This window comes from Kitasatospora saccharophila (assembly GCF_039529925.1).
GTDB lineage: Bacteria > Actinomycetota > Actinomycetes > Streptomycetales > Streptomycetaceae > Kitasatospora > Kitasatospora saccharophila.
In genome coordinates, this window is record NZ_BAAANS010000009.1 from 138,583 (window position 1) to 156,340 (window position 17,758).

Consider the following 17,758-nt stretch of genomic DNA (forward strand, 5'->3'; position numbering starts at 1 on the left):
ACCCTACTGCCCGGCCTGCGCCAGCACCGCCGCGGCGTGGTCGAAGACGTACTTCTGGAGGTCGCGCGGCGGCCGCCGGTAGCCGCGCGGCTCGGGGCGGGGCGGCAGGGTGACGGCGGGCTTGACCACCTCGTGGTAGGGGACGCTGGAGAGCAGGTGGGCGATCATGTTGATCCGGGCGCGGCGCTTGTCGTCGCTCTCGACGACGTTCCAGGGGGATTCCGGAATGTCGGTGTAGACGAACATCTCGTCCTTGGCCCGCGAGTAGTCCTCCCAGCGGGTGAGGGACTCGACGTCCATCGGGGAGAGCTTCCACTGCCGCATCGGGTCGTCGAGCCGGTCGCGGAAGCGGCGCTCCTGTTCGACGTCGCTGACCGAGAACCAGTACTTGCGCAGCAGGATGCCGGCCTCGACCAGCATCCGTTCGAAGGTGGGGCACTGGTGCAGGAACTGCCAGTACTCCTCGTCGGTGCAGAAGCCCATCACCTTCTCGACGCCGGCCCGGTTGTACCAGGAGCGGTCGAACAGGACCATCTCGCCGGCCGCCGGGAGCTGCTCGACGTAGCGCTGGAAGTACCACTGGCCGCGCTGGCGCTCGGTGGGGGCGGGGAGGGCGGCGATCCGGGCGATCCGGGGGTTGAGGTACTCGGTGACCCGCTTGATCGCGCCGCCCTTGCCCGCCGCGTCGCGGCCCTCGAAGACGACCACCATCCGGACGCCCTCGGTGCGGACCCACTCCTGCAGCTTGACCAGTTCGCGCTGGAGGCGGAGCAGTTCGTCCTCGTAGAGCTTCTTGGGCATCCGCTTGGCCCCGCGGGCCTTCTTGCCCGCCCGGCCGTCCCTGCCCGCCCTGCCGTCCTTCGCCACCCGGCCGTCCTTGCCCGCTCTGCCGTTCTTGCCCGCCCCGCCACCCGCTGCTGCCGCCACTGCGTGCCTCCGCTCACCGTGCCGTTGACGATCCCCCAGGCTAGGCCGCCGCGGGCGCCGGCGCAGGTCGAGCGGCCTCCCCCGGACGGGCACCGGCGGTCCCCCGTGCCGCCGGTGCCCCTCGCGCCGGGGAAGGCCGGACAACTGTGCGACACCCCGGGTGGCCGGGTCCAATGCCTTGGTCCATAACCTGGGGGCATGGACGTGGACACCCGGATGTTGCGCTACTTGACGGTGGTGGGCGAGGAGGGCCAGCTGACCGCGGCCGCCGCCCGGCTGGGGGTGAGCCAGCCGACGCTGACCAAGCAACTACGTTCGCTGGAGCGGCAGTTGGGGGTGGAGCTGTTCCGGCGCTCGCGGGCCGGGACGGTGCCGACCGCGGCGGGCGCGGAGCTGCTGGCGCGCGCCGGGGGGCTGCTGGCGGGCTGGGAGGAGGCGCTGCGGGCGACCCGGCGGGCGGCGGCGGAGGCGGGCGGGGAGCTGCGGGTGGGCTTCGAGGGCTCGACGATCAACCTGCTGGGCCGGGCCGCGGCGGAGGACTTCGCCCGCCGGATGCCGGGCTGGCGGGTGCGGATGCGGCAGAACAACTGGTTCGACGAATCGTCCGGCCTGGCCTCGGGCGAGCTGGACCTGGCGCTGTGGCACGCCCCGGCGTCGATGGCCGAGCGGTACGCGCACGTGCCGCTGGGCACCGAGGAGCGCTGGGTGGTGCTGGCGGCCGACCACCGGCTGGCGGCCCGGCACGAGGTGGACGCGGCGGAGCTGTGGGACGAGCCGTTCGTGGCGGTCCCGGAGCAGGCCGGGGTGTGGCGGGACTACTGGCTGGGCGCGCCGGACCGCGGCGAGCGGCCGGTGCGGATCGGGGCGGTGGCGCACAACTCGGACGAGTGGATGGCCGCGGTGGCCTGCGGGCAGGGGGTGGGCTTCGCGCCGCGCGCGGTGGGCCGCTGGGCGGGCCGTCCGGACGTGCGCTGCCTGCCGGTGCGCGGGCTGAGCCCGAGCCTGGTGGGGCTGTTCCGGCTGCCGGGCGCGGCGGCGACCCCGGCCATGGAGGCGTTCGCGGAGTCCTGCCGGCTGCACCTGGAGGTGCAGTTCCGGGCGACCGGTGGCGGCCGGTCGACCACGGACCCCGGCGCTCAGACCTCCGCGAACGGCGCGGGGTAGCGGCACACGCCGTGCGGGACGCCGTCGGCGCCGGGCAGCGGCAGGGCCTGGAAGTACCCGTCGGGGACGTCGAACGGGCCGGTGATCCGGTGCCCGGAGGCGGGGGCGAAGCCGAACCGGCCGTAGTAGCCCGGGTCGCCGAGCACCACCACGACGCGCTCGCCGGCCTCGGCGGCGGCCGCCAGCGCGGCCCGCACCACGGCGGTGCCGACGCCCTTGCGCTGCCACTCGGGCGCGACCGCGACGGGCGCGAGCGCGAGCCCCTTGCCGTTGCCGATCTTCAGCCGGGTGAGCAGCGCGTGGCCGATGACCACTTCGCGTTCGTCCACCGCGACCAGGGACAGTGCGGGCAGCCAGGCGGCGTCGCGGCGCAGCGCGTCCACCAGGTCCGCCTCTTCGGGGCCTGGGAAGGCCGCCATGTGCACCCGCCGGGTCTCGGCGGTGTCGGTGGGGAGTTCAACTCTGGTCCGTACGGTCATCCTCGACCTTTCGTGCGCTCTGCACCCCGTTGTGCAGCGTCCGGGGGGTGCAGCATTCCGGCCCCGGGCGGTGGCAGCCTACTCCTGGTGGGCGCGCACCGGCCGGGGCCGGAACAAATCGTGATCTTTGTGATGCCCCGTCAGAATCCGGCGTCCGTCCGGGGACGGTCGGGCGGCGGTCCGACGGGGATCGTGACGGCGCGTCAGGCGGTGGGCTCGGCCTCGGCCTTGGCGGCGTCCTTGTTCTCCTTGGCCTTGGGCTGGGCGTCCACGCCCGCCTCGCGGCGCTGGGCCGGGGTGATGGCGGTGGGGGCGCCGGTCAGCGGGTCGCCGCCGGTGGAGGTCTTCGGGAAGGCGATGACGTCCCGGATGGTGTCGTAGCCGCCCAGCAGGGTGACCACGCGGTCCAGGCCGAGCGCGATGCCGCCGTGCGGCGGCGGGCCGTAGTTGAAGGCGTCCAGCAGGAAGCCGAACTGGGAGGCGGCCTCCTCCTCGGACAGGCCGATCGCGTCGAACGCCCGCTTCTGCACGTCGCGCTGGTGGATTCGGATCGAACCGCCGCCCAGCTCCGAGCCGTTGAGCACCAGGTCGTACGCGTTGGAGAGCGCGCTGCCCGGGTCGGTGTCGAAGGTGGCCAGCGACTCGGCGGTCGGCGCGGTGAACGGGTGGTGCACCGCGTGCCAGCCCTGGAACTCGCCCTTGTCGTCCTCGATCGGCTCGAACATCGGGAAGTCCACGACCCAGAGGAAGGCCCACTGGGACTCGTCGATCAGCTGGCAGCGGCGGCCGATCTCCAGGCGGGCGGCACCGAGCAGCTCCTGCGAGGCGGTCTTCTTGCCGGCGGCGAAGAACACCGCGTCGCCCGGCTTGGCGCCGGCCGCGGCGGCCAGGCCGGCCAGGTGCTCCTCGGACAGGTTCTTGGCGACCGGGCCGCGCAGCTCGCCGGTCTCGGCGTCCACCAGGACGTAGGCGAGGCCGCGGGCGCCGCGGGCCTTGGCCCAGTCCTGCCAGGCGTCGAGCTGCTTGCGGGGCTGCGAGGCGCCGCCGGGCATCACGACCGCGCCGACGTACGGGGCCTGGAAGACCCGGAACTCGGTGCCCTTGAAGTACTCGGTGAGGTCGGTGAGTTCCTGGCCGAACCGGACGTCCGGCTTGTCGGAGCCGTAGCGGGACATCGCGTCGGCGTAGGAGAGGCGGGGCAGCGGGTTGGGGAGCTCGTACCCGTGCACCTCCTTCCAGATCCGGCCGACGATCTTCTCGCCGAGCGCCAGCACGTCCTCCTGGTCGACGAAGGACGCCTCGATGTCCAGCTGGGTGAACTCCGGCTGCCGGTCGGCGCGGAAGTCCTCGTCGCGGAAGCAGCGGGCGATCTGGTAGTAGCGCTCCATGCCGGCCACCATCAGCAGCTGCTTGAACAGCTGCGGGGACTGCGGCAGGGCGTACCAGTGGCCCGGCTGGAGGCGGACCGGGACCAGGAAGTCGCGGGCGCCCTCGGGGGTGGAGCGGGTCAGGTACGGGGTCTCGATGTCGAGGTAGTCGTTCTCCTCCATCACCGTGCGGATGATGTGGTTGACCTTCGAGCGCAGCCGCAGCGCGCGGGCCGGGCCCTCGCGGCGCAGGTCGAGGTAGCGGTAGCGCAGCCGCACCTCCTCGTTGACCGAACCGGGCTCGTACTCGGCGACCTGGAACGGCAGCGGCGCGGCCTCGGACAGCACCTCGATGGACTCGACCACGACCTCGACCGCGCCGGTCGGGATCTCCGGGTTCTCGTTGCCCTCGGGGCGGACCCGGACCTCGCCGATCACCTTGACGCAGTACTCGGAGCGCAGCCCGTGCACCGACTCCAGGTCGCGGACCACGACCTGGACGGTGCCCGAGGCGTCCCGCAGGTCGATGAAGGCCACGCCGCCGTGGTCGCGGCGGCGGGCCACCCAGCCGGCCAGGGTGACGGTGGTGCCGGCGTGCTCCGCGCGGAGCGTGCCCGCGTCGTGCGTGCGGATCACAGCTGCTTCTCCTTCAGGGTGGTGACGAGCGCCTCAAGGGCGACGGGGGTCTGCTCGCCGGTGGTCATGTCCTTGAGCTGGACGACGCCCTCGGCGAGGTCCCGGTCGCCGGCGATCAGCGCGTAGCGGGCGCCGGAGCGGTCGGCGGACTTCATGGCGTTCTTGATGCTCTTGACGCCGAACGCCAGGTCGGTGGCCACGCCGGCCCGGCGCAGCTCCACCACCTTGGCGAACAGCACGTTCTTGGCCTCCTCGCCGAGCGCGACGGCGTACACGGAGGTCGCGGCGGGCAGGTCGAGGGAGACGCCCTCGGCCTCCAGCGCGAGGTAGGTGCGGTCCACGCCGAGCGCCCAGCCGACCGAGGGCAGCGCCGGGCCGCCGATCATCTCGGACAGGCCGTCGTAGCGGCCGCCGCCGCCGATCGCGGACTGCGCGCCCAGGCCGTCGTGCACGAACTCGAAGGTGGTCCGGGTGTAGTAGTCCAGGCCGCGGACCAGCTTGGGGTCGTCGACGAAGGCCACGCCGTTGGCGGTGAGCAGCTCGCGCACCTTCTCGTCGTACGCCTTGCAGTCCTCGCACAGGTAGTCGCGCAGCTTGGGCGCGTCCCCGAGCTGGGCCTGCACCGACTCGCGCTTGTCGTCCAGCACGCGCAGCGGGTTGATCCCCGCGCGGCGGCGGGTCTCCTCGTCCAGGTCGAGGCCGGCCAGGAACTCGACCAGCGCGGCCCGGTAGACCGGCCGGCACTGCTGGTCGCCGAGCGAGTTGAGCAGCAGCCGGTAGTCGCGCACCCCGAGCGAGCGGAAGGCGTCGTCGGCCAGGATGATCAACTCGGCGTCCAGCGCCGGGTCCTCCGCGCCGATCGCCTCCGCGCCGACCTGCGCGAACTGGCGGTAGCGGCCCTTCTGGGCGCGCTCGTAGCGGTAGTACGAACCGGAGTACCAGAGCTTGACCGGCAGGTTGCCCTGCTTGTGCAGGTTGGCCTGGAGCGCGGCGCGCAGGACCGAGGCGGTGCCCTCGGGGCGCAGCGCGAGCTCGTCGCCGCCCTTGGTGGTGAGGTTGTACATCTCCTTGGTGACGATGTCGGTGGACTCGCCGACACCGCGGGAGAACAGCTTGACGTCCTCGAAGACCGGGGTCTCGATGTACCCGTAGCCGGCGCGCCGGGCGGGCGCGGACAGGCGCTCGCGGATCGCCAGGAAGGTCGCCGACTCGGGCGGGAGCAGGTCGTAGGTGCCCTTGGGGGCGGTGAAGGTGCTCAACTTCTCTTCCGTCACATTCCTCGTCGCGGGAAGGCCGGTGCGCCCTGCGCACCGCCCGCCTGCTGGAGGTAGGGGTTGGTGGCGCGCTCTCGGCCGATGGTGGTCTGGGAGCCGTGGCCGGAGAGCACCACGGTCGCGTCGTCGAGGGGCAGGCACACCCGGGCCAGCGAGCGCATGATCGCCGCGCTGTCTCCGCCCGGGAGGTCGGTACGCCCGATGGAGCCGGCGAACAGCAGGTCGCCCGAGAACAGCACCGGCGGAACCTCTGCCGACGCGGGCGTCCTGAACGTCACCGACCCCCCGGTATGGCCGGGGGCGTGGTCGACGGTGAGGTGCAGCCCGGCGAGCTCCAGCACGCCGCCGTCGGTCAACTCGCGGACGTCGTCCGGCTCGCCGACGGTGATCGATCCCATCAGCTGCTGCCCGAGCGAGCGGCCGAGGCCCTTCTCCGGGTCGGCCAGCATGTAGCGGTCCTCGGGGTGGATCCAGGCCGGCACGCCGCGCGCGCCGCAGACCGGGACGACCGAGGCGACGTGGTCGATGTGCCCGTGGGTGAGCAGCACCGCGACCGGCTTGAGCCGGTGCTCGCGGATCAACTCCTCGACGCCGGCCGCCGCTTCGTGGCCCGGATCGACGATCACGCACTCCTCGCCGGCGGCGGGTGCGACCAGGTAGCAGTTGGTGCCCCAGGCCCCGGCGGGGAATCCGGCGACGAACACGCGAGTCCTTACGTTTCATGGCGGCGGTCTGCTTTTCCCCCGCAGCCTACCGGCGGCACCGGGCCGCGGGCGAACCGGTTACCTGGCGCGTTCAGCCCTTTCTCATGTCGTGCTGATCCCGTACTGACGCGCGGGGTCCTTACACTTGGCCGCCGACGGGTGCGATGATCCGCACGCGACAACAGCAACTCCCCCACACCCCACAGCCCAGGAGAGACGTCCGGTGGTCAGCAGCGAACAGCGGCGGCGGCAGCTCGCCCGTGACAAGTACGAGCGCCAGGTGCAGGCGCGCGCCGAGGCGGCCGTCAAGCGCAAGAAGCGCAACGCGGTCGTCGCCTCGGTCCTGGCCGTCCTGGTGATCGCCGGCGTCGCGACCGTGGCCGGCGGCGTGTTCGACTCGGACAAGAAGGACGACAAGACCGCCGCGGCCGCCCCGGTCCCCTCCTCGTCCGCCACCGGCAAGCAGTGGGCCGCCGAGCCCGCGATGTCGATCGACACCGCGGCGAAGTACACCGCGAAGATCGCGACCTCGCAGGGCGACGTCACCCTCTCGCTGGACGCCGCGAAGGCGCCGCACACCGTCAACTCCTTCGTGTTCCTGGCCGGTCAGCAGTTCTGGGACGGCACGAAGTGCCACCGCCTGACCACGGAGGGCATCTACGTCCTGCAGTGCGGCGACCCGACCGGCACCGGCCGGGGCGGCCCGGGCTACCAGTTCGCCGACGAGAACCTGGAGGGCGCCACCTACCCGGCGGGCACCGTGGCGATGGCCAACTCCGGCGCCAACACCAACGGCAGCCAGTTCTTCCTGGTCTACCAGGACACCCAACTGCCCCCCAGCTACACCCCGTTCGGCACCATCACCGGCGGCATGGACGTGCTGAAGAAGATCGCCGAGGCCGGGGCCGAGGGCACCGGCGGCGACGGTGCGCCCAAGCTCCCGGTCAACATCAGCAGCATCACCGCCACCAAGGGCTGACCCGCCGCGAAAATCGACCGGCGCCGGATGCGGACAGCACCGGCGCTGGTCGCCTATGTTGCTGTTGTATAGGGTGCCCTGACCGTCGGCCGTCACCCTCGGCACCACTCAACGACGGCTCGGGACGGCGGACTCCATCGGTCCGCCGCACATCAACTGTGGACGACGCTCCCGCCCGTGGGCGTGGCGTCATGTGGAGGAGGCGCTGTGAGCAGCGACCCGTGGGGCCGTGTCGACGAGCAGGGGAACGTCTACGTGAGGACGGCCGACGGCGAACGCCAGGTCGGCTCCTGGCAGGCCGGCTCCCCGGAGGAGGCCCTCGCCTACTTCGAGCGCAAGTTCCAGGGCCTGGAGGCGGAGACCGCCCTCCTGGAGCACCGGGTGCGCAAGACCGACCTGGCCGCCAAGGAGGCGCAGGCCGCGCTCGACCACCTGCGCGCGCAGGTCACCGAGGCGCACGCGGTCGGCGACCTGGCCGCGCTGGCCGCCCGTCTGGAGACCCTGGCCGGCGAGATCGAGACCCGGCAGACCGAGCGCAAGGCCGCCCGGGCCAAGGCCCAGGAGGAGACCCGCGCCGCCAAGGAGGCGCTGGTCGCCGAGGCCGAGCAGCTCGCCGAGTCCAACCAGTGGCGGGAGGCCGGCGACCGGCTGCGCGCCCTGGTCGACAACTGGAAGGCGCTGCCGCGGCTGGACCGCAAGAGCGACGACGAGCTGTGGCACCGCTTCTCGCACGCCCGCTCGGTGTTCTCCAAGCACCGCAAGGCGCACTTCGCGGCGCTCGACTCGGAGCGCGAGTCGGCCCGTTCGGTGAAGGAGAAGCTGGTCGCCCAGGCCGAGGCGCTGTCCGGCTCCACCGAGTGGGGTCCGACCGCCGCCGCCTACCGCGACCTGATGACCCAGTGGAAGGCCGCCGGCCGCGCCCAGCGGGACGCCGAGGAGGAGCTGTGGGCCCGCTTCCGCGGCGCCCAGGACGTCTTCTTCCAGGCCCGGTCCGGCGCGTTCTCCGAGCGCGACGCCGAGCAGGGCGAGAACCAGAAGGCCAAGGAGGCGCTGCTGGTCGAGGCCGAGGCGATCCTGCCGATCACCGACCTGAAGGCCGCCAAGGCCGCGCTGCGCGGCGTCTCCGAGCGCTGGGAGGCCATCGGCCACGTCCCGCGCGACGCCCGTCCGAAGCTGGACGGCCGGCTGAGCGCGGTGGAGCGCGCCGTCCGCGAGGCCGAGGAGGCCGAGTGGCAGCGCTCCAACCCGGAGGCGCGGGCCCGGGCCACCGGCATGACCGCCCTGCTGCAGGCCGCCGTGGACAAGCTCCGCGCCGACCTGGACAAGGCCCGGGCGGCGGGCAACGCGTCCAGGGCCGCCAAGCTGGAGGCCGAGCTGGAGGGCCGCCAGGCGCTGCTGGACCAGGCGCAGAAGTCGCTGCAGGAGTTCACCTCCTGACCGGGTGAGCGCGCGGAGGGCCCCCGTCCGGGGCGGACGGGGGCCCTCCGCGCGCTCAGCCCCTCCGCACGCTCGGCCCTTCGTGTGCTCAGACCACGCTGGCGGTGGGGGCGGGCGACTGCAGCTGGTCCAGGTCGAGGCTCTGGTCGGGCCCGGGGGTGGCGCTGGGCACCGGGGTGCCGAAGTCGGCGAACTCGACCGCCCCGGTGGCCTTCTCCAGCTTCAACGGGACGGGCGAGCCGGTGGTGGCCACGTACATGGTGCCGGTGCCGGTGCCGGAGTCGGCGGTCAGGGTGAGCGCCGGGCGGCCGGCCACCGTGGTCGGGGCGCCCTTGGCCAGGTCGCCCCCGGCGCTGCCGAGGCTGTCGGCCAGCGCGCCCAGGTCGCACAGGCTGCCGATCTCGCCGAAGTCCGGGTCGTCGCTGGTGGTCTTCAGGTAGCGGTCGCCGACCAGCTGGGCCATCGCCTCCCCGCCGTGGCTCTGCCAGAACTCCCGGTCCGGCTTGACCCACAGGTCCGTCCCGGCCTTGACCACCCGGAAGCTGCCGGTGCCGCTCTGGCTGAGCGTGCCGGTGCAGTCGCCCGAGGTGTCCATCCGCAGGTCCATGTCGATCCGCGCCCCCTCGCCGGCCACCGAGCCGGTCGCCCGGACCGCGCCGGCGCCCTTGAGGGCCTGCACCGCCCGCTGCAGCACCTGGTCGGCGGGCAGCTGCGCCACCCCGTTGTCCCCGGCCGCGGTGGCCGCCGCCGCGGACGCCGTCACCGCGCTGCCGGTGGCGCCCGCGGCGCCGCCCGGCCCGCCGGAGCCGCTGCCGCAGCCGGCCACCAGGGCGGCGGCCACCGCCGCGCCCGTCACCGCCGTCGCCACCCGTATCGCGCGCACACTGCCTCCCGGAAAGCCGACCGCCCCCACCCGGCCAGTGTCGGCGGGGCGGGGGCGGGCGGCGACCCGGGCGGGCGGGGCGGCTACTTGTTGCGCGCCGAGGTGACCCGGTAGACGTCGTACACGCCCTCGACGCCGCGGACCGCCTTGAGCACGTGGCCGAGGTGCTTGGGATCGCCCATCTCGAAGGTGAACCGGCTCATCGCGACCCGGTCGCGGGAGGTCTGGACGGCCGCCGAGAGGATGTTGACGTGCTGGTCGGAGAGCACCCGGGTGACGTCCGAGAGCAGCCGGGAGCGGTCCAGCGCCTCCACCTGGATGGCGACCAGGAACACCGAGGACTGGGTGGCCGCCCACTCGACCTCGATCATCCGCTCGGGCTGCTGCTGCAGGGACTCCACGTTGACGCAGTCCGCCCGGTGCACCGAGACGCCGTTGCCGCGGGTGATGAAGCCGACGATCGGGTCGCCGGGCACCGGCGTGCAGCAGCGCGCCAGCTTGACCCAGACGTCGTCCACGCCCTTGACGATGACGCCCGGGTCGCCCTTGGCCCGGCGGCGCATCGCGCGCGGCTGGTGCGAGGGGGTGGCGGTCTCGGCGAGGTCCTCGACCGCGCCCTCCTCGCCGCCCATCGCCTGGACCAGCTTCTGCACGATGGCCTGCGCGGCGACGTGGCCCTCGCCGATCGCCGCGTACAGCGAGGAGATGTCCGGGTAGCGCATCTCGTGGGCCAGGGTGACCAGCGAGTCCCCGGTGAGGATCCGCTGGATCGGCAGGCCCTGCTTGCGCATCGCCCGGGCGATCGACTCCTTGCCCTGCTCGATCGCCTCCTCGCGGCGCTCCTTGGAGAACCAGGCGCGGATCTTGTTGCGGGCCCGGGGCGACTTGACGAAGCTCAGCCAGTCCCGGGACGGGCCGGCGTTCTCCGCCTTGGAGGTGAACACCTCGACGGTGTCGCCGTTCTCCAGGGTCGACTCCAGCGGCACCAGGCGGCCGTTGACCCGGGCGCCGATGCACCGGTAGCCGACCTCGGTGTGCACCGCGAACGCGAAGTCCACCGGGGTGGCCTGCGCGGGCAGCGCTATCACGTCGCCCTTCGGGGTGAAGACGAACACCTCGTTGCTGGACAGGTCGAAGCGCAGCGACTCCAGGAACTCGCTCGGGTCCTCGGTCTCCTTCTGCCAGTCGAGCAGCTGCCGCAGCCAGGCCATCTCGTTGACCGCGTCGGCCTTGTCGTGCTGCCGCCCGTGGGTGGGCGTGTCGGTGCGCACCTTGGAGGCGCCGGCCACCGCGCGCTGCTTGTACTTCCAGTGCGCGGCGATGCCGTACTCGGCCCGCCGGTGCATGTCGAAGGTGCGGATCTGCAGCTCGACGGGCTTGCCCCCGGGACCGATCACCGTGGTGTGCAGCGACTGGTACATGTTGAACTTGGGCATCGCGATGTAGTCCTTGAACCGCCCCGGCACCGGGTTCCACCGCGCGTGGATGGTGCCCAGCGCCGCGTAGCAGTCGCGGACGGTGTCGACCAGGACCCGGATGCCCACCAGGTCGTAGATCTCGGCGAAGTCCCGGCCCCGGACGATCATCTTCTGGTAGACCGAGTAGTAGTGCTTGGGCCGGCCGGTGGTCTGCGCGGTGATCCGGGCGCCGCGCAGGTCGCCCTGCACCTGGTCGATCACGGTGGCCAGGTACTCGTCCCGCTTGGGGGCGCGCTCGGCCACCAGCCGGACGATCTCGTCGTACATCTTGGGGTAGAGGATGGCGAAGGCCAGGTCCTCCAGCTCCCACTTGATGGTGTTCATGCCCAGCCGGTGCGCCAGCGGGGCGTAGATCTCCAGCGTCTCGCGGGCCTTCTTCTCCTGCTTCTCCCGCTTCAGGTAGCGCATCGTGCGCATGTTGTGCAGCCGGTCGGCGAGCTTGATCACCAGCACCCGCGGGTCCTTGGCCATCGCCACGACCATCTTGCGGACGGTCTCCGCCTGCGCGGCCTCGCCGAACTTGACCCGGTCCAGCTTGGTCACGCCGTCGACCAGCAGCGCCACCGAGTCGCCGAAGTCGGCCCGGAGCGTCTCCAGGCCGTAGTCGGTGTCCTCGACCGTGTCGTGCAGCAGCCCGGCCATCAGGGTGGGCGCGTCCATCCCCAGCTCGGCCAGGATGGTGGCCACCGCCAGCGGGTGGGTGATGTACGGGTCGCCGCTCTTGCGCTTCTGGCCGCGGTGCCACTTCTCGGCGACGGCGTACGCCCGCTCGATGTCCTTCAGCAGCCCCGGATCGGCCTTGGGGTCGTTGGCCCGGATCGTCCGGAACAGCGGTTCCAGCACCGGGTTGACCATCGAACTGCGCTGACCGCCCAACCGGGCGAGCCTGGCCCGCATCCCGCCCTGCGAGGGGCGGGAACTGGCGGCAGCGGCCGTGGGCACAACCTCGTCGGGCAAGGACACTCCTACGTCGGATCAACCTTCATCGTACCGACCGCGCGCCCCCGCGCGGCGGCGCGTCCGCCCCGGGAACGGAGCCGCCCGGGAACGGAACCGTTCCCGGGCGGTCGTCCTGCGGCCCGCCGTCAGACCACGACGAGCGTCTCCAGCGGTGCGCCGTGCAGGTGCGGGACGAGCTTCGCGCGCCCCGGCAGGAAGCCGAGCTCCATCAGCACGACCACGCCGACCAGTTCGGCGCCGGCCTCCTGGACCAGGTCCAGCGACGCGGCGATCGTGCCGCCGGTGGCCAGCACGTCGTCCACCACCAGGACCTTCTCGCCCGGCTCGAACGCGTCGCACTGGACCTCCAGCGTCGCCGACCCGTACTCCAGGTCGTACGAGCGGGCGAACACCGCACCGGGCAGCTTGCCCTTCTTGCGGATCGGGACGAACCCGAGGCCCGCGGCGAACGCGGCCGGCGCGGCGAGCACGAACCCCCGCGCCTCCAGCCCGACCACCTTGGTGGCGCCGAGCTCCTTCGCCCGCTCGGCCAGCGCCCGGGTCAGCGCGCCGAACGCCTCGGCGTCGGCCAGCAGGGGGGCGATGTCCTTGAACAGGACGCCCGGCTTCGGGTAGTCCTGCACGTCCCGGATCCGGCTGTTGAGCAGCTCGGACAGGGCGGGGTCGGTGGTGGAGGTCACGGGGGTTCCTTCGCGGAGGGTCAGTGCTTGCCGGACGGCCGTCCCTTGCCGCGGGTGCGGCTGACCGGCTGGTTACGCTGTCCGACCATACCGGCCGCGACCTCCTCGCCGGTGCCGTCCTCGCTGTCGCCGTCCTCACCCGCGGCGCCGGCCGGGGCCTCGGCCGCGGCCTTGGCCTCGGCGGCCCGGCGCTGGGCGACCCGCTTGGCGAGCGCCTTCATGTCCGGGGCCTGCTCCTTGAGCTGCGCGAGCAGCGGGGTGGCCACGCAGATGGAGGAGTAGGCACCGGCCGCGAGGCCGATGAACAGGGCCAGCGAGATGTCGTTCAGGGTGCCGGCGCCCAGGAAGCCGCCGCCGATGAAGAGCAGCGCCGAGACCGGGAGCAGGGCGACGACCGTGGTGTTGATGGAGCGCACCAGGGTCTGGTTGAGGCCGTGGTTGGCGGCCTCGCTGTAGGTGCGGCGGGACTGCTTGGTGAGGCCCCGGGTGTTCTCCTTCACGGTGTCGAAGACGACGACCGTGTCGTAGAGCGAGTAGCCGAGGATGGTCAGGAAGCCGATCACGGTGCCCGGGGTGACCTCGAAGCCGACCAGGGCGTAGACGCCGATGGTGATCAGGAGGTCGTGGATCAGGGCGACCAGGGCGGCCACCGCCATCCGCCACTCGAAGGCGATCGCCATGTAGACGGTCACCAGCACCATGAAGACGATCAGGCCGGTCAGCGCCTTCTTGGAGATGTCGGCACCCCAGGAGGGGCCGATCACCTGGGCGTTGATGTCCTGCTCCTGGACGCCGATCGCCTGCGAGAACTCCTTGGTGAAGGTCGTCGCCGGGATCGACTCCTCGGCGCTGACCTGGACCCGGACGTCGCCCTTGTTGGTGGTCTGCGCCAGCGCGGTCTTGGAGCCGATGATCTTGTCGGCGGTGTCCTTGGCCTGCGAGGCGGTCAGCCCGGGCTTGTGCACGGTGTAGACCGAGCCGCCCTTGAACTCGATGCCCAGGTGCAGGCCCATGGCCAGGCCGATGCCGGCCACCAGGACGATCACCGCGGAGATCGAGTACCAGATCTTCCGCTTGCCCACGAAGTCGAAGGAGACCTCGCCCTGGTAGAGGCGGTGACCGATGTTGCGGAGCGACATGGGTCAGACCTCCTGGGTCGCGGTGGGACGGCGGCGGGAACCGCGCAGCGGCGGACGGGCGCCGAGCCGCTTCGGGTCCAGACCGGACAGCGGGTGGCCGCCGGCGAAGAACTTGGTGCGGGCGAGCAGCGAGATCAGCGGCTTGGTGAACAGGAAGATCACCACGACGTCGAGCAGCGTGGTCAGGCCCAGCGTGAACGCGAAGCCCTGGACCTTGCCGACCGACACCAGGTACAGCACCGCGGCACACAGGAAGGACACGAAGTCCGAGACCAGGATGGTGCGCCGGGCCCGCGGCCAGGCGCGCTGCACGGCGGCCCGCAGCTGGGCGCCCTCGCGGACCTCGTCCCGGATCCGCTCGAAGTACACGATGAACGAGTCGGCGGTGATGCCGATCGCGACGATCGCGCCGCAGACCGCGGGCAGGTTCAGCGCGAAGCCGATGCCCGCGCCGAGCAGGCTCATGATCGACCAGGTCAGCACCGCCGAGACGGCCAGACCGGCGATCGAGATCAGGCCCAGGCCGCGGTAGTAGACCAGCGAGTAGGCGACCACCAGGACCATGCCGATCAGACCGGCGATCAGACCGGCCTTCAGCTGCTCGGAGCCGAGCTGCGGGGAGACGGTGGTGACGTCGCTCTTCACGAAGTCCAGCGGGAGCGCGCCGTAGCTCAGCACGTTCGCCAGCGACTTGGCGTCGTTCGCGGTGAAGCTGCCGCTGATCACGGCGGTGCCGCCGGTGATCGACTCCGACACGTACGGGTGCGAGACGACCTGGCCGTCCAGCACGATCGCGAACTGGTTGGCCGGGGAGGACTGGGTGGCCAGCTGGCCGGTGGTGGAGGCGAACGCCTTGGAGCCGGTGTCGTTGAACGACAGGTCGACCATCCAGCCCTTGCCGCCCTGGGTGTCGACCGCGGCCTGCGCCTTGGTGACGTCCTGGCCGTTCACCGCGACGCCGCCGAGCACGAACTTGTACCAGAGGCCGCCCTCGGCGTCGTACGAGCAGGCGACGGTCGGCGCGCTCGGGTCGCTGGCCTTCTGGTAGTTGATCCGCTGCGCCTCGTTGGTGCAGTCCAGCGCGGTGTACTGCTGCTGCAGGGCGAGGGTCTCGGCGTCCGGGGTGGCCGCGGCGCTCGGGTCGGCCGCGGGGGCCGAGGCGTCGGCGGAGGCGGACGGCTGGGCCGAGGCGGAGCCGCTCGCGGAGGCGGAGGCCGTCGGGTCGGCCTGCAGGGCGCCGGACAGGGCGCGGCCGGCCTTGGTGGCGGACGCGGAGGCCGAGGCGCCGGTGGAGGCGCTCGCGGAGGCCGACGCGGAGGCGCCCGCGCTCGGGGAGGCCGAGGCGTCGGCGGAGGCGGAGGCGGAGGCCGACGGGTCGGGCTGCTGGGCGGCCGCGCCGGACGGCTCGGCGGCCAGCACCGGGCGGAAGTAGAGCTTGGCGGTGTCGCCGACCTTGTCGATGGACTGCTGCGTGTTACCACCGTCGGGGATGTTGACGATGATGTTCGCGTTGCCCTGGGTCTGCACCTCCGCCTCGGAGACGCCCATGCCGTTCACGCGCTTCTGGATGATGCCGACCGCGGTGTCCAGGTTGGTCTTGTTGACCGCGGAAGGATCATCGGACTTCGCGGTCAGCGTGACGCTGGTACCACCGGCGAGGTCGATACCGAGACGCGGCTTGGTGTTGCCCGTCCCGAACATGAGGGCCACAAGGCCGACGGTGACCACCAGGATGAGCGCCAGCGCCCGTCCCGGGTATCCGTCGCGCGACCGCGACTTGGGTGTTGCCACCTTGCTCGTTTCTCCCTGTCCATGCCGCCCGGCGGCCGGCCTCCGGCCCCGCGCTGGGCGGGTGCCGGAAGGCGGCGGACGCACGACGGCCCAAGAGGTCCTGTTGGGCTTGCGGCGGATGCCGCTCGGTCGAGGGTGCCCCGACCGTACTACTTGCTCTCGGGAGCCTCTGCGTCGGCCTTCGCCTCGTCCTTGGACAGGCTCAGCGGCTTCTCGTCGGCGTCCGCGTCCTGCTCCGCGTCCTCGACGGCCTCGTCCTCGGCGGGGCGGCCGTTGATGATCGCGTCGTACTCCAGCGGCTCCAGGACGGCCGCGATCGCACCCTTGGTGTAGTGGACCACCGTGCCGGGGGCGATCTCCAGCTCGACCGTCTCGTCATTGACCGCCTTCACCAGCGCGTACATGCCGCCGATGGTGCGCACGCCCGACCCCGGCTGGAGCGCGCTCTGCATGCTCTGCGTCTGGGCCTGACGCTTCTTCTGCGAGCGCATCATCAGGAAGATCGCGAGGAGCGGGAGGATGAGGATGATCAGATTCACGGCCAGGGTCCTTTGCGGCCGCGCTCGGCGACCAGTGCGTGTACGTCGGCCCGTCGGGTGAGAGGGGCGGTCCGGCGGAGTCTAGGCGACCCGCACTGAACGGACAACGCCAAGCATGCCAGTGTGCCGCCGAAAGTGGCGAGCCTTGGCATGCACATAAACTCCCGATAAGGCACCGCAGTTATCCCTGGCCGTCGGCCCACAGGCCGTTCTGCTGAACGTTCCGCGCCGCCTTCGCCGCGCCCGGCGACTGCGGCGGGGTCAGCCCGAGGTGCTGCCAGGCCGCCGCGGTGGCGATCCGCCCGCGCGGGGTGCGCGCCAGCAGGCCCTCCCGGACGAGGAAGGGCTCGGCGACCTCCTCGACCGTCTCCGCCTCCTCGCCGACCGCCACCGCCAGGGTCGAGAGGCCCACCGGGCCGCCGCCGAACAGCTTCAGCAGCGCTTCCAGCACCGCCCGGTCCAGCCGGTCCAGGCCGCGCGCGTCGACCTCGTAGACCTCCAGCGCCCGGGCGGCGATCTCCCGGGTGACCAGGCCGTCGTGCCGGACCTGGGCGAAGTCCCGCACCCGGCGCAGCAGCCGGTTGGCGATCCGGGGCGTGCCGCGCGAGCGCCCGGCGATCTCGGCCGCGCCCGCCGGGTCGATCTCCACGTCCAGCAGGCCGGCCGAGCGGTGCACCACCCGCTGCAGCTCGGCCGGGGCGTAGAACTCCATGTGGCCGGTGAAGCCGAAGCGGTCGCGCAGCGGCGGCGGCAGCAGCCCGGCCCGGGTGGTCGCGCCGACCAGGGTGAACGGGGGCAGCTCCAGCGGGATCGCGGTGGCGCCGGGGCCCTTGCCGACGATCACGTCGACCCGGAAGTCCTCCATCGCCATGTAGAGCATCTCCTCGGCGGGCCGGGACATCCGGTGGATCTCGTCGAGGAACAGCACCTCGCCCTCGGTCAGCGAGGACAGGATCGCCGCCAGGTCGCCCGCGTGCTGGATCGCCGGGCCGGAGGTGATCCGGATCGGGGCGTTCAGCTCGGCCGCGATGATCATGGAGAGGGTGGTCTTGCCCAGCCCGGGCGGGCCGCTCAGCAGCACGTGGTCCGGCGCCGCGCCGCGCTTGCGGGCCGCCTGCAGGACCAGCGAGAGCTGCTCGCGCACCCGCTCCTGCCCGATGAACTCGTCCAGCTGCTTGGGCCGCAGCGCGGCCTCCACCGCCTGGTCCTCGCCGTCGGCGGACGCCGTCAGCAGGCGGTCAGCGGGGTCGGACTCGTACGGGCTCATCGGGAAACCGCTCTCCATGTCGACTTGGTGACGTGTCGCCACATTGCTCCGGCG

14 protein-coding genes and 1 pseudogene are annotated in these 17,758 nt (G+C 72.3%); 3 read left to right on the forward strand and 12 right to left on the reverse strand.

Going from position 1 to position 17,758, the window contains the following annotated elements:
- Nucleotides 1-3: 3 nt before the first annotated feature.
- Nucleotides 4-801, reverse strand: coding sequence for a polyphosphate kinase 2 (gene ppk2 / locus ABD345_RS09280; protein WP_344551500.1), 798 nt, complete (start codon nt 799-801; stop codon nt 4-6).
- A gap of 324 nt (nt 802-1,125) precedes the next feature.
- Between ppk2 and ABD345_RS09285 the strand changes: the two genes are divergently transcribed.
- Nucleotides 1,126-2,091: a LysR family transcriptional regulator gene (locus ABD345_RS09285; RefSeq protein ID WP_344551460.1), complete on the forward strand. Its 966-nt coding sequence runs from the start codon at nt 1,126-1,128 to the stop codon at nt 2,089-2,091.
- Here the strand turns inward: ABD345_RS09285 and ABD345_RS09290 are convergent.
- The 4 genes from ABD345_RS09290 to ABD345_RS09305 form a co-directional block, all read right to left on the reverse strand.
- Nucleotides 2,064-2,570, reverse strand: coding sequence for a GNAT family N-acetyltransferase (locus ABD345_RS09290; RefSeq protein ID WP_344551461.1), 507 nt, complete (start codon nt 2,568-2,570; stop codon nt 2,064-2,066). The two genes, ABD345_RS09285 and ABD345_RS09290, sit on opposite strands and share 28 nt — an antisense overlap.
- A 203-nt stretch (nt 2,571-2,773) precedes the next feature.
- Nucleotides 2,774-4,573 (reverse strand): aspartate--tRNA ligase, encoded by a 1,800-nt coding sequence (gene aspS / locus ABD345_RS09295; protein WP_344551462.1) that lies wholly within the window; start codon nt 4,571-4,573, stop codon nt 2,774-2,776.
- Entirely contained in the window at nt 4,570-5,832 is a 1,263-nt protein-coding gene (gene hisS / locus ABD345_RS09300) for a histidine--tRNA ligase (RefSeq protein ID WP_344551463.1), read from the reverse strand. Before hisS ends, aspS begins: the two co-directional genes overlap by 4 nt.
- A gap of 11 nt (nt 5,833-5,843) precedes the next feature.
- Nucleotides 5,844-6,551, reverse strand: coding sequence for an MBL fold metallo-hydrolase (locus ABD345_RS09305; protein WP_344551464.1), 708 nt, complete (start codon nt 6,549-6,551; stop codon nt 5,844-5,846).
- A 223-nt stretch (nt 6,552-6,774) separates the two neighbouring features.
- On the opposite strand from ABD345_RS09305, the gene ABD345_RS09310 reads away from it, so the two are divergent.
- Nucleotides 6,775-7,530, forward strand: coding sequence for a peptidylprolyl isomerase (locus ABD345_RS09310; protein ID WP_344551465.1), 756 nt, complete (start codon nt 6,775-6,777; stop codon nt 7,528-7,530).
- A gap of 207 nt (nt 7,531-7,737) precedes the next feature.
- Entirely contained in the window at nt 7,738-8,967 is a 1,230-nt protein-coding gene (locus tag ABD345_RS09315; RefSeq protein ID WP_344551466.1) for a DUF349 domain-containing protein, read from the forward strand.
- Between the two features lie 88 nt (nt 8,968-9,055).
- Here the strand turns inward: ABD345_RS09315 and ABD345_RS09320 are convergent, their stop codons facing one another.
- The 7 genes and pseudogenes from ABD345_RS09320 to ruvB all read right to left on the reverse strand — a co-directional run bounded on the left by ABD345_RS09320 (nt 9,056) and on the right by ruvB (nt 17,722).
- Nucleotides 9,056-9,850 (reverse strand): hypothetical protein, encoded by a 795-nt coding sequence (locus tag ABD345_RS09320; protein ID WP_344551467.1) that lies wholly within the window; start codon nt 9,848-9,850, stop codon nt 9,056-9,058.
- An 83-nt stretch (nt 9,851-9,933) separates the two neighbouring features.
- Nucleotides 9,934-12,225, reverse strand: a pseudogene (locus ABD345_RS09325) (RelA/SpoT family protein); the annotation flags it as partial.
- A gap of 188 nt (nt 12,226-12,413) precedes the next feature.
- Nucleotides 12,414-12,968 (reverse strand): adenine phosphoribosyltransferase, encoded by a 555-nt coding sequence (locus tag ABD345_RS09330; protein ID WP_344551468.1) that lies wholly within the window; start codon nt 12,966-12,968, stop codon nt 12,414-12,416.
- Nucleotides 12,969-12,988: 20 nt separating this feature from the next.
- Nucleotides 12,989-14,107, reverse strand: a complete 1,119-nt coding sequence (gene secF, locus ABD345_RS09335; RefSeq protein ID WP_344551469.1) for a protein translocase subunit SecF — start codon at nt 14,105-14,107, stop codon at nt 12,989-12,991.
- A 3-nt stretch (nt 14,108-14,110) separates the two neighbouring features.
- Nucleotides 14,111-15,898, reverse strand: coding sequence for a protein translocase subunit SecD (gene secD / locus ABD345_RS09340; RefSeq protein ID WP_380272511.1), 1,788 nt, complete (start codon nt 15,896-15,898; stop codon nt 14,111-14,113).
- Nucleotides 15,899-16,047: 149 nt separating this feature from the next.
- A complete protein-coding gene (gene yajC / locus ABD345_RS09345; protein WP_344551470.1) occupies nt 16,048-16,437 on the reverse strand; it encodes a preprotein translocase subunit YajC in 390 nt (129 codons plus the stop codon).
- Nucleotides 16,438-16,618: 181 nt separating this feature from the next.
- Nucleotides 16,619-17,722 carry a Holliday junction branch migration DNA helicase RuvB gene (gene ruvB, locus ABD345_RS09350; protein ID WP_344551471.1) on the reverse strand — a complete coding sequence of 368 codons (1,104 nt, stop codon included), beginning with the start codon at nt 17,720-17,722 and terminating at the stop codon, nt 16,619-16,621.
- Nucleotides 17,723-17,758: the final 36 nt, after the last annotated feature.

What these genes read in the sequence shown, in the direction of transcription:
- ABD345_RS09290 (WP_344551461.1), bottom strand. Translation starts at nt 2,570, where the DNA reads ATGACCGTACGGACCAGAGTTGAACTCCCCACCGACACCGCCGAGACC.
- ppk2 (WP_344551500.1), bottom strand. Translation starts at nt 801, where the DNA reads ATGCCCAAGAAGCTCTACGAGGACGAACTGCTCCGCCTCCAGCGCGAA.
- ruvB (WP_344551471.1), bottom strand. Translation starts at nt 17,722, where the DNA reads ATGGAGAGCGGTTTCCCGATGAGCCCGTACGAGTCCGACCCCGCTGAC.
- secF (WP_344551469.1), bottom strand. Translation starts at nt 14,107, where the DNA reads ATGTCGCTCCGCAACATCGGTCACCGCCTCTACCAGGGCGAGGTCTCC.
- ABD345_RS09285 (WP_344551460.1), top strand. Translation starts at nt 1,126, where the DNA reads ATGGACGTGGACACCCGGATGTTGCGCTACTTGACGGTGGTGGGCGAG.